General features: G+C 35.0%; 14 protein-coding genes. 5 read left to right on the top strand and 9 right to left on the bottom strand.

What is annotated here, in order from left to right:
- The first annotated feature begins 63 nt into the window (after nt 1-63).
- From DPQ89_RS06360 to DPQ89_RS06380, 5 genes are read left to right on the top strand one after another with little or no spacing between them, the layout of a single operon-like run.
- The gene (locus DPQ89_RS06360) at nt 64-603 is read left to right on the top strand and encodes a redoxin domain-containing protein (RefSeq protein ID WP_127716082.1); all 540 of its coding nucleotides are present in this window, start codon (nt 64-66) and stop codon (nt 601-603) included.
- A 2-nt stretch (nt 604-605) separates the two neighbouring features.
- A complete protein-coding gene (locus DPQ89_RS06365) occupies nt 606-1,109 on the top strand; it encodes a hypothetical protein (protein WP_127716083.1) in 504 nt (167 codons plus the stop codon).
- Nucleotides 1,078-2,013, top strand: a complete 936-nt coding sequence (locus tag DPQ89_RS06370) for a hypothetical protein (protein WP_127716084.1) — start codon at nt 1,078-1,080, stop codon at nt 2,011-2,013. Before DPQ89_RS06365 ends, DPQ89_RS06370 begins: the two co-directional genes overlap by 32 nt.
- Nucleotides 2,013-3,170: a HAMP domain-containing sensor histidine kinase gene (locus DPQ89_RS06375; RefSeq protein WP_127716085.1), complete on the top strand. Its 1,158-nt coding sequence runs from the start codon at nt 2,013-2,015 to the stop codon at nt 3,168-3,170. Before DPQ89_RS06370 ends, DPQ89_RS06375 begins: the two co-directional genes overlap by 1 nt.
- A gap of 1 nt (nt 3,171) precedes the next feature.
- Nucleotides 3,172-3,693: a response regulator transcription factor gene (locus tag DPQ89_RS06380; RefSeq protein ID WP_127716086.1), complete on the top strand. Its 522-nt coding sequence runs from the start codon at nt 3,172-3,174 to the stop codon at nt 3,691-3,693.
- Here DPQ89_RS06380 and DPQ89_RS06385 read toward each other — a convergent pair whose 3' ends face one another.
- The 9 genes from DPQ89_RS06385 to ubiE form a co-directional block, all read right to left on the bottom strand.
- On the bottom strand, nt 3,694-4,473 hold the full coding sequence (locus DPQ89_RS06385; protein WP_127716087.1) for an ABC transporter substrate-binding protein: 780 nt from the start codon (nt 4,471-4,473) through the stop codon (nt 3,694-3,696).
- Between the two features lie 99 nt (nt 4,474-4,572).
- Nucleotides 4,573-5,727, bottom strand: coding sequence for a hypothetical protein (locus DPQ89_RS06390; protein ID WP_127716088.1), 1,155 nt, complete (start codon nt 5,725-5,727; stop codon nt 4,573-4,575).
- Nucleotides 5,728-5,853: 126 nt separating this feature from the next.
- Nucleotides 5,854-6,009 (bottom strand): hypothetical protein, encoded by a 156-nt coding sequence (locus DPQ89_RS18460; RefSeq protein WP_164848282.1) that lies wholly within the window; start codon nt 6,007-6,009, stop codon nt 5,854-5,856.
- Nucleotides 6,010-6,100: 91 nt separating this feature from the next.
- Nucleotides 6,101-6,376 (bottom strand): hypothetical protein, encoded by a 276-nt coding sequence (locus tag DPQ89_RS06395; RefSeq protein WP_127716089.1) that lies wholly within the window; start codon nt 6,374-6,376, stop codon nt 6,101-6,103.
- Between the two features lie 51 nt (nt 6,377-6,427).
- Nucleotides 6,428-7,261 carry a hypothetical protein gene (locus DPQ89_RS06400; RefSeq protein ID WP_127716090.1) on the bottom strand — a complete coding sequence of 278 codons (834 nt, stop codon included), beginning with the start codon at nt 7,259-7,261 and terminating at the stop codon, nt 6,428-6,430.
- Nucleotides 7,261-8,142 (bottom strand): 1,4-dihydroxy-2-naphthoate polyprenyltransferase, encoded by an 882-nt coding sequence (locus DPQ89_RS06405; protein WP_127716091.1) that lies wholly within the window; start codon nt 8,140-8,142, stop codon nt 7,261-7,263. Before DPQ89_RS06405 ends, DPQ89_RS06400 begins: the two co-directional genes overlap by 1 nt.
- 8 nt (nt 8,143-8,150) lie before the next feature.
- Nucleotides 8,151-9,866, bottom strand: coding sequence for a 2-succinyl-5-enolpyruvyl-6-hydroxy-3-cyclohexene-1-carboxylic-acid synthase (menD, locus tag DPQ89_RS06410; RefSeq protein ID WP_127716092.1), 1,716 nt, complete (start codon nt 9,864-9,866; stop codon nt 8,151-8,153).
- Nucleotides 9,867-9,875: 9 nt separating this feature from the next.
- On the bottom strand, nt 9,876-11,225 hold the full coding sequence (locus tag DPQ89_RS06415; protein WP_127716093.1) for an isochorismate synthase MenF: 1,350 nt from the start codon (nt 11,223-11,225) through the stop codon (nt 9,876-9,878).
- Nucleotides 11,226-11,939 (bottom strand): bifunctional demethylmenaquinone methyltransferase/2-methoxy-6-polyprenyl-1,4-benzoquinol methylase UbiE, encoded by a 714-nt coding sequence (gene ubiE / locus DPQ89_RS06420; RefSeq protein ID WP_164848283.1) that lies wholly within the window; start codon nt 11,937-11,939, stop codon nt 11,226-11,228.
- Nucleotides 11,940-11,982: the final 43 nt, after the last annotated feature.

Raw genomic sequence — 11,982 nt, forward strand, 5'->3', positions numbered from 1 at the left:
CCAAGTTGTAACTGCAACAAATTGTTGCATCGTCATTTGAAAATAAAATTGCTATAAGGCTTTATGAAAAAAATATACGTACTTATATTGTTATTTCTAGGCCAGCAAGCAATGGCATCTTTAGCAAGAATACATGCGCTCGATCATAGCGGTGAAAGGATTGACATAGATACAGCAAAGAATAAAACGACTGTCCTTATTTTTATTTCAGCTCAGTGTCCATGCTCTGATTCACATATTGAAGAAATTAAACGCTTAAAGAAAAAGTATTCAAATGTTAAATTCTATGGCGTTCATTCAAACTATACAGAATCTAAGTCTGTTGCAATAGAGTATTTTAAATCTAAGAAAATTAATTTCCCAATTATTCATGATAGTGAATCTTCTCTAGCAAAGAAATTAGGAGCACTTAAGACTCCGCATGCATATATTTTGCAAGCTCAAGGAAATATCGTATATCGAGGTGGTGTTACTAACAGATCTAATGCTCTTAATGCTACTAAGTTTTACCTTGATTCAGCATTATTAGATATAAAAGAAAATCGAATGCCAAGAACTCCTATGAGGAAAACTCTAGGGTGCTATATCGCTTTAAAGGATTGAGTATGAGTAAATTATTATCCTTTCTTTTTTTACTTTTTCTTTCTAGCTGTGGTGGAGAACCTCTTTTTTCTTCTTTAAAAGAGAAGACCAGTAACGATCAAGCATTCATCGAACAGGTACGTAACAATAAAGTGATGAAGTGGGCAGGTGACACTCGAATAAGTTTTGCCATTTCGTGGAAGGAGGGCCCTGAGTTTGGAAGTAAGTCATCTATGGTTATAAAGTTTTGGGACTCCTATCAGAATGACTTCTTTGGACCATACGAGAAACTGAGTGATAAAGTATGTGCCTTTCTTTGGATGAAAATGCCAGATGGAAATGAACATGGCTCTTCACCAATTAGTATTATTGAAAATGAAGACTCTTATTTCTTTGATGATATCTATTTTATTATGGCCGGTCGATGGGAATTAAGGATAAGGACGATCGACAACGATATGAATTGTAGTTCTATTAAAGATTCACCTTATATTCATGAAGAGATTCTTAGTATTCATGTTAAATAGATTTCTTTTTATATATTTCTTTTTTTGTCTAAAGGTTTTTGCTGGAAGTTGTTGTGGCGGAGGCGGAGGAACTACTCAAATAATGCTTGGTGATACTGATAAAGTCTTTAGGGTCAGCTATTTTGATAGAACTATTTTAGCTGATACTGGCGAAAGTCGATATTTATCACTAAGATCAGAATCGGAGCTTGAATCTCTTAGATCAATTAATCTCTCTAGCAGTATACGTTTTAATGAATATTTTCAATATGGTCTTCAGTTTAAGGTAATAGAAAAGACAAAAGAGATTAATCAACAAAGGCACAGTGAGAGTGGTTTAGGGGATAGTGAATTTAACCTTGCTTATGAATTTATGCCTGAGTATTCAAGTTCTTCCTTTATATCTCAAGGCTTCATTTATTCAAAAATTCAGATACCTTCTGGAACATCTCTTTTTACAACTAAGAGAAATGATACTCTAGACACATTTGGAACTGGTCATTACTTATTTAGTCTTGGCAGCATATTTACTAAAAGATTCAGTAAGGGATTAACTAGTGTGACTCTTGGGCTTTCATATAGGCCAGGAAGAACATTTGAAAGAACTCTTATATCTGATAGTGAGCTACGAACATCCTCTTCTTTAAATTATGATTTATCCATTAATCAGAGTTTAGATATATCAAATTCATTGTCATTAGATTTCGCGATATCAAGAACTTATATTTCAAAACTACCGACTTCTTCATTATCTAGAAATAAACTATCTTCTAGCTTAAATAGTGCCTCATTTGGTGGTTCTTATAACACAGAGCTGTATACATATTTAATTACATATATAGATGATTTTCTTATCGGATCGAGTTACAACACTATTCTTGCTCGATCAATAAAGATGGAAATTATGAGAAAGGTTAATCTCTAGTGGATTTTATAAGTAAGTATTCGACAATTAGTTGGCTCGTTAAGTTTCGCTGGATGGCCATCTCCTTTCAGTTGCTGGCCTATTTCTTTGGTATAAAACTTGGCTATATCGAGAATGATTCAATTTACTTCTATTTATCAATTATAGGTATTTCTACAATATTTAATATTGATTTTATTTGGAAGAAGTTTTCGTTCTACTCAGGATCGTTCTTTCATGTTTGCTTAGATCTAATATCATTTACGTTTCTAATTTATTTCTCAGGTAGAATGCATAACCCTTTTTGGCCATTGATCTACTTACATGCTGGTATTGGTGCCATACTTGTTGGCAGAGTACGTTCTCATTCATTCTTTATTATGCTTTGTCTTTCGATGTTCTTTATTCAATTCTCTTCACATAGTTATCACTTTGCTATCACCTATACTATGTTACCTCAATGGATTATTCTCTTGAGTGTTTGGTTTTTAACTAGAGCGGTTGGAAATTTACTGTCAAGGCAAAGTAGGGAAATATCTCTTTTTGAGCAACGAGAAATGAATTTCCAAAAACTTAAGTCTATTGGCTCGATCTCTGCGGGGATACTACATGAGCTTGGTACACCACTTAATACAGTTCGCCTAAAAGTAGATAAGTTATATGATCCTAGTAATAAAGATTTTCAAATATTGAATCAAGCACTTTCCCAGTGTGAAGAAACAATTAGTAAAGTGAACTCGATTCAAAATGACTCGAGACAGACACTTCAGAGTCAGGACATTGTAAGTTTTGTGAAGAACTTCCTTGCTGCAAGAAATGATAAAGGTATTCATATTAGTTTGACTGGGGATCGTGAGGCGAGATGTTTATTTTCTAAAATAAGTCTTTCGATAATACTAAGCGTTCTAATTGATAATAGTATCGATGCTAAAAGTTCTATTGTTGAAGTGAATATATTAAGAATTGAAGATAGGGTAAACCTATTTATAAGCGATAATGGATCCGGTTTCGATGATTTTATATTGGAAAACCTAGGCTCTCCGTATATAACAACCAAGGGCAGAGGTCATGGTCTTGGTCTCTTTTCGACCAAAATGAATATTGAAGCTATGGGCGGATCTTTAGAGATATCAAACTCACAACATGGAGCCGTCGTAATGTTAGAGTTAATAAGTTAGTATGAAGAATATTTTGATAATTGATGATGACATGCTTTTTGGTGAGAGCCTATGTGATTCTTTTAAAGATGAGGGGTTCTCATCTACCTATATTGAAGATCCAACTATTACGAACTTGTCCCCTGAGTTAGGACTGTTTGATACCGTGCTTATAGATCTGAGATTGAAAGGTTTAACTGGAACAAATTTAATTGTAGATATTAAGCGATTGTGGCCAGGAGCCTATATTATTGTGATGACTGGCTTTGGGACCATTTCGACAGCTGTTGATGCCATCAAAAAAGGTGCAGATGATTATATTACTAAACCTGTAACAGTCGAGAAGGTTAGGGCCCTCTTTGATAATGATGATATGGAAGAGAAACTCAATGGCCCTGTGACATCATTAGATCGAATTGAAAGAGAATATATTGAATATATTCTTGCTCAAGAAAGTGGAAATATCTCTAAGGCCGCCAAGAAGCTAGGTCTTCATCGACAAAGTTTACAAAGAAAATTAAAGAAATGGGTTCCGGACTCTTAACTATTTAAAACTTTCTATTGATATACCATATTTTTTTAGTATTTCTTCTAGTTCTCCAGACTCTTTTAATTTCTCTATACCGTCACTCAGGATTTGAGCATATCTTTGCGACTGTTTTCTATTCTTTGGAGAAAAAGCTATATATACTTTAGTGCTGGTAAATCTTTGTCCTGCTATTTTTATTTTATCTTTTAGATAAGGCTTTCGTTTCATTAACCATTTTAAAACAGCTTCATTTGCTATAACAGCACTTATTCTGTTGTTTAGAAGTTTGCGTATATTTCTCTCTAGAGGCATATCACCTGAGACAATCTGTATTCTTTGGAAATTTGTTTTATTAAGTGCAATGTAGCTATCAATATTTTGACCATAGGAATAGTCTCTGATAACTCCAAGGGTGACTTCATCAAGGGACTTTATTCCTGAGTACTTCCATTCATGATCCTTTTTTACAACGAAGACCTCTAATGATTCTCCTAAGTGGGTTGAAGGAAATACAAAATCTTCCGCATCACTTTTATAAGCACCAATTATTCCGTTTATTTTGCCACTTCTTGCATCTAGAATTGCTCTAGACCAGTTAAGTGTTCTATATTCAAGCTGAATATTTTTAGATTCAAAAACCTTCTTTGCTATCTCAACCATATAACCCATTTTTTCAGACTTTTCTGAGCAATTGTAAGGACACCACTCGTCGGCCACGAGTTTTATTTTTTCATTAGCTAAAGTCGTCAGTATTAAGAAGAATTGAAAGAAGATTAATATACTTTTAGTTTTCATTAACTAAGTATCAAGTATATTGTTATTAATGCGTATTTAATTTTTGTATAAGAATAGAGACTGTAAGCTGCCAATTGAGCAGCTTACATTTTTAAGGAATTAGAACCAGAAGTTAATACCTGATCCAATTTCCCAACCATCTTTAAAGCCTTCATATCCTACAATGTAGTTATTAGATGCTTGAGCTTTCCATTCGTACTTTCTCTCATAGAGAAATCCTACTTTAAAGTTCACTCTTTGGGCCAGCTTCCATAAGACACCAACTTCGGCCTTATAGTTATTTGTCTCCACTTTATCACCATAGTTAGGACTCTTATTTCCGATTCCATTTGGTAGATTGTCTTTATTGTATTGTTGAGTATTAACAAGTGCAAATTCTGTGTTGAATTGAAACTTTGTTATATTAGTCATTTGATATAGGAACTGAAATTGACCTAGTTGTTCATGTTGATGTTCTACAGCGAATCTATCATTTGGATTGTTACTTACGTAAGCATAAACATATTCCCAAATAATTTCCCAGTCACCTGACTTGTACTTTCCTGAAAAGTCGAGGGCCCAGTTCTCGTTATAATCAATATCTCTGTCTCTATAAAGTCCACCGATACCGACAGTAAATCCTCTTCTAGGGTAGAACTCAAACTTATTCGATATTCCCCAATCTTGTTTTGTATCAATCTCTTTTTCTGAAGAATATACGAGGTTCCCTTTTCCTGGATCAGTCGGGTTATCTGTTGTATAACCAACATTATTATTCGTTGCACTTGGTTGAGCTGCGTCGGCATAAATACTGAAGTAGTTTCTAAAACCTTTCTTGTAACCACCGTAAGCAACTTCAGTCATAATTTTTCTATCTTGATCTCTTAATCCATGAGTAGTCCCTAAAATAGAACCTCCGTCACCATAATGAGACTCTAATATACCGTAACTCATTTGGTGAAATCTAATCTTCCCTTTACCCATTGAGAATTTCCAGTCTCTTTGAGGGTTCCAAGTGATTAATGCTTCTTCGTAGAGATTATTACTTTCTTCAAGTCTACCATCTAGGTCTAGTTTAATTTTTGCCCCGAAATCTTCATGGTTGAAATAGAACTTGAGGTCAATTGTTCCAATTCCCATTTTTAGAGTCTGTTCTCTATGATCTACTTTTTCGAAAGTAAGAGTATTTAGAGCAACGAAACCTTTAACTTCTGTGTCAAGTGCAAAGCTGTTGAATGATAAAAGTGCTAGGATAAGAAAAGAGAGGTTTTTCACTAAGTGCTCCAAATTTAAAATAAACTTGAGGCAGATTTAACATAGTAAAAAGCTTTATTAAAGTTAGAACTTTATTGGTCTGTTTTTGACGTTGTGCGTTTAGACTATTTACATAACATAGAGGTCTTAGCGACCTCTACATTTATCTATTAAATCAAAGTACTGATTTTCATCTGTGTAATAGTTTTCTGCACATGGGTCGTTTGCTATTGTTCTCTTCGTTGAACTAGAGCTGCAGGCAGTGATTGTTAGTGCTAAGAAAAGAAATATTATATTTTTCATCATGTCTCCTATTTCACATTTTCGATCACATTACTTATCGTCATACTTTGAGTAAAAGTGAGAGAAAAAGCCCAAATTAGGGCCATTTCAACTACTTAGAAGACTTTTTCTTCTTATCCATATCACAGCTTTTGCCGTCACACTTCTTCTTGTCCATGTCACATTTATCTTTTTTACAGTCACCTTTTTTCATGTCACAAGACTTCTTGTCGCACTTTCTCTTATCCATGTGACACTTTTTCTTTCCATCACATTTCTTCTTAACCGAGCACTGCTTTTGGTCTTTTCCGCCACAATGTTTTTGACCTGAGTGATGTGCACAAGACGTAATAAATAAAGCAAAGCATAGTAGTAATAGTTTTTTCATGAAATCTCCTTTTTCAGTTTCTGGATATATTTTACTACATCCCGAAATTATTTAAAGAGGTCTTTTTTTGATCATAGCTAAATCGAAGTACTTTAGAGTATCTAGGCCGCAACTTGTGCCACTTAGGTTTCCGAGACGATGTAATATGTCGATATTATTTGGAGGGTCAAATGAAGAGGATATTATAACTTTAAAATAGGCTTTTTCTATCTCGTCTATAGTGTCTGCGAGCGATAGGTTATAGGTAGGCTTCACGACTAGGAATTTACAAGATTCAATTAAATTTCTTTTGGAAATATTCTCATCTAAGGCCAATTCGAACTTCTCGCTAGCTTTTGAGCAAGACCAATGTTCAATATCTATCAGAGGCTCTTCAAGGTATTCTATGTGCTTAGGATCAATACCTTGTAAAAGATAGTCCAGTTGCTCAGCTGTAAGAGAGCGATTTGCATCAAGTCTAAATTTTATAGATGTTAAATCAAGTTCAAATAAATAATCTAGCCACTTCTTTTCTTGCTCAAGACTATTTCTTCCTATCTTTAATTTAATAATGTCACCTTTGGACCATTTATTAAGATAAGACTTCGGGTCTTGCGTAAGATCAATATAATCTAGTTTATTAATTTTAGAGCGGTCTGTATTGTTGAAGAAGTCTTTTCTTATAACATCTTTTGCAAATTGTGCGCTTGGTGTAATGGAAACTTTTCTATGGAAGTCTTCTAAGGCCTCTTCAAGAGACTCTTGATGAAGTCCGGGCAAAGGGGCTAAATCTACTTTTTTTCCAATTTCTTCAAGATCAATCTCGATCCACTTTCGTTCACTTATTACTACCTCACCAACTGTAATAGTGTTTTTTAGTGGGCAATGGCAAATAGAAAACTTCATTAGATATTCAGACCAATAGATAGAAGAACACAGAATATAAGAAGATACTTACCAGTATTTGCAAGAGCATTATTTAATTTCTCATCTATTGGAGCTGAGGCAATTTGCATCCATGTTTTTATAAATAGGTAAGTGCTAATAGTTGCTAGTGCCGACCAGTAAGCTTTGGAGCTTATCGCAACTACAAATGGAATAAAGCTTGAAGCACTAATCAATAATAGAGTTAGTAATCTTGCGCCCTTTGCTCCAACGAGAACGGCAACAGTTTTCTTGGTTGTCTTAGAGTCGGTTTGAATATCTCTAAGATTATTTATAGACATAATTCCAGCAGCTATTAGGCCAGGTCCGAATCCTGCCATAATGGCCAATTCAGAAGTCGTCCCGCTCAGTAAATAGTTTGTTCCCCAAACAGGGACTGGACCAAAGAATATAAGAGCGAGTACTTCTCCTAATGCGAAGTAACTCAACGGAAATGGTCCTCCTGTATAGGCGTATGCAAATAATATTGAAAGAAGGCCCGTTATAATAATGGGCATACCTCCCGTCATCATGAGATAGATTCCAAGTAAAAAAGAAATAATGAAAATACTGCAGAAGGCCTTTTTTACCGAGGAAGCTGCGATTAAGCCAGATTGTGTCACTCTTGTAGGTCCAAGTCGCGACTCATCATCTATGCCTTTTTTATCATCATAGTAATCATTTACTAGGTTCGTTCCAATTTGCAATAAGACAGCAGTTAGAAGAGTGAGAAAGAAAATAAGAATATTTATTTTGTTGCCCTCATAGTGAGCGATTGCTGCACCAAGAACTACCGGACCAACTGAGGCCATGAGCGTTTTTGGTCTTGTGGCCAAAATCCAATATTTAAAATTCTTACTCATAGGTTCGCCTATAACTTTAGTGTCTTTAATGTCTTGTAGAGTTCAACATTTTTTTCATTATCTATCGTAACTTCGATAATGACTTTGCTCATGTGTTCTTGAGCTTTTAAGTAACAATCTAAGAAGTCACTTGTATTATCAACTTTATGATAATCTAAATCAAACATCTTTGCAGCGTTTTCAAAGTTTACTTGGTGTGGAGTTGTTAAGTAAGGCAGTAATTGCTGATTCTTTGCAATTGGTAGGAGAGTAAAGATACCTCCTCCGAAATTATTAACAACAATTATGCAAAGATTCTGTTTTGAAGTCTTAAGCATTTGCAATGAATTTAAGTCGTGAAGAAGACTAATATCACCAACCACTAGTGTTGTGTATTTTTCGCTACCTTCAGCACTACCTATTGCTGAGGCCAGTAATCCTTCGATTCCACTCACTCCACGATTTGTGAATATATCTAACGACTTTGTAGTTGCTTGTGAGATATAGTTATCAAAACTTCTAACCACGGTACTATTAGAAATATATAGAGATGAATTATCTCTAATATTTTCAATTATTTTTTTGGAAAGTACTGGATAGGAAATTTCTGATTCTTCAATAAGCTCAATTTTCTTTTTAACGAAATTAGTGAAATCAATCTCTAGTAAAGAGCTAGAGTTTTCAATTCTTTCGCAAAGCTGGGTACAGAATTGATCAACATGAGAGACAATTCTTAGGTCAACACTTTGAGCAGGGTCTTCTTTTTGCTCACTCCAGTTGACGGTAATATATTCTATACTTGGATTCTCTTCTAGTAGTCTGTAGTAATGCTTAGAGGTAGTTCTTCCACCTAAATGAATAATTGTCGAAGGAAGATTCTTAGAAATATTCTCATAGACCTCTGGATGGTCAAATGTTGGAATGATTTTATCATTAAGCGAATAGCTAAACTTCAAAGACGAAGATACATCAAGATGCATCGGCCAGTTAAGTTTATCAATGAGCTTTCTAACACTTTCTTTGCACATTGAATTAGGTAAAGAGCCTATAACGAGAATACCATTCTTAGTATTCGAAACTATGGCACTTACTTTGTCTATGAGATCATTAGATAGTGATTGAATAGGGCCATAGTAGTCGGTTTGTATAGTTCTATTAAAACTTTTCTGTGATTGATCTAGATATTCTTTAGAAATTGGTGTTACTGAATCATCTAGTGGTTCACGTAGAGGTATATTAAAGTGAACTGGACCCTTATTAGGATACATGGATCTAAATAGTAGGTGATTAATTGTATTTCTAATCACCGAGGGTGCAATTTGTTCTGTTGGAGCACCAAGACATGCATCGGCCATCACATGTTGTGAGTAGAATTTATTTTGATCTATTGTCTGGTTCGCGTCACTCAATGCTAATTCAACAGGCCTATCCGCAGAGAGAACGATCAGAGGTACTGCAGATTTTTTCGCTTCTATTAATGCTGGTAGATAATTTGCTAGAGCGGTTCCTGATGTACAAATTAGAGCACTCGTTCGGCCTGTGGCCTTGGAACATCCTAGGGCCCTGTAAGCTTGGGCACGTTCATCAATACCAACATAGAGTTTCGCTTTAGAGTTTTCAATAAGGGAGTTTACAAGAGGTGCACAACGCATTCCTGGCGAGATATAAAAGTCAATAACTTCACTTTTTATCAGCTCGTCAATTATTATAGAAGACCACAAATTTGATAAATTATGGGTTCGCATTGAGTCCTTCTATAACGTTGGTTGCTCAAAGATCTTCATTTTATTCTTTGACTCAAGCCACTCGCTATCAGTATCACTTCCAGTCACTAGGCCACATCCTCCAAATACATGAAGCTTTGTTTCTTCACTAAGAGCACTTCTGATAGCAACGGCAAACTCGCAAGAATCAGAACTAATATAACCCATTGGTCCTGCATAGAGGCCTCTGTCAAATGGCTCAATTTCATCGATACACTTCTTCGCCATTACCCATGGTCTACCTCCAACAGCTGGTGTTGGATGAAGTGTATTAAGAAGAACTGCAAAGTTACTCTTTTCTGAAAGAGTTCCAACTATGTGAGTATGAATATGTTGAATATACTTTAATTTTAGAACACTTTCTGGAGCTTCTATTTTTACCTGAGCTCCAAGCATTGAAAGTTTCTCTTGAATTTCGCGAGAAACTATTCTGTGCTCTTCGAGCTCTTTTGGTGAACTCGTTAGTTCACTTTGGTATTTAAGATCAAGTTCAAAATCATTTGACCTTGGTCTTGTTCCAGCTAAACAATCTAGAGATATTTCTCTATCTTTTGCTTTGAAGAGCTTTTCAGGAGTAAAACTCATGAAGACCTTACCATCTCCTGGATCAAGGTAGAGGTGATAGCTATCTGGAGCATTTTTGATATTCTTCTCAAAAATGGCCATCGGATCAACTATTCTGTCAAACTCTATTATTTCTTTTCTTGCTAGAACAACTTTTTCAAGTGGAGTCTTTTCTAAGTTGTCCATGCAGGCTTTCATCATCTTATCCCAATGTGATTTTTCTGGATAAGTTGTTGTCGAGCAAGTATTTACAACTGCAAACTCATGACGAATAAAATTCAAATACGCTTCAAGTTCAAATAAGGCATTGGCCCTTTTGTCTTCACTCGTAAGAGATTTCTTATTAAAGATAACTTTAAGCACAGTTTGATTTTCAGAAGTTTCAAAAACTAGCTTCGGTAAAGAGAAATGGCACTCGTCAAAACCTGTCCAAGTTTCATCTCTTTTTGTAGACTGTGAAAAGCGTTGGGCACCGAGGAAGATAAGATCTTCATGTTGCTCGATTAATCCTAGGAGTTTATTGTAGTCATACTTCTTTGTATAAGTGATATGAGAGCCAATACCTAAGATCTCTTTCTTTCCATCTTTACTTTTGAAGTAATTAAGCGGTCTGTGAATAACATGACCTAGTAAATTTGATAATTGAGTTTGTTCGATTTTAAATTTATATGTAACAAATCTCTTCTTATCTTTAGTAATAGCTTCAAAATCTACATTTTTCCAATGTTCAGAAAGTTGTCTAATAACTGAATGTTTAAGTTCTAGAAGATTAATCATTTATTCTTTATCACCTATATATAGATTTGCGATTCCAAATGTGAGCTCTTCAAATCTAGCATTATTAAAACCAGCTTCTTTCATCCAAGCTGTAAAGTCATCGCCGTAAGCGAAGTCTTCGACTGTTTCATTTAAATATGTATAAGCATCTCTATGTTTTGATAATAGATTTCCTACAAAAGGAAGTAGGTGTCTAAAGTAGAACATATAAACTGCATGAACTATTTTATTCTTTGGGAGACCAAATTCCATGATCATTACGCGACCATTTGGCTTTAATACTCTAAAAATTTCACGAAGAGATTTTTGTGGGTCTGGAAAATTTCGAATTCCAAAACTAATCGTTACAACATCAACAGTTGAATCTGCTGCAGGAATATTACATCCATCACCAATATGTAGTGCTATCTTATTTTCTTTTTTAGCTTTCTTTACCTTAACTTTTCCAAGCTCAACCATTCCTCTAGATAGGTCAAGACCTGTTATCTTTTCAATCTTAGGAGACTTCGCAAGTACAAGGGCAACATCTCCAGTTCCTGTAGCAAGGTCTAGCGCTATTAGGTTATTTCTTTGAGGAAGATTCTTAAGAAGTTTTCTTCTCCAATAAACATCTATCCCGCAAGATAGGATGCGGTTTAATAAGTCATAAGTTCCTGCAATCTCGTCAAAGATCTTCCAAGATTCTTTTTTTCGACCCTGAAGTGCTGAATTCATAGATTTCCTCATTTAGATATTCAAGGGCTTGATATAACTTTTT

This window comes from Halobacteriovorax sp. HLS (assembly GCF_004006665.1).
GTDB lineage: Bacteria > Bdellovibrionota > Bacteriovoracia > Bacteriovoracales > Bacteriovoracaceae > Halobacteriovorax.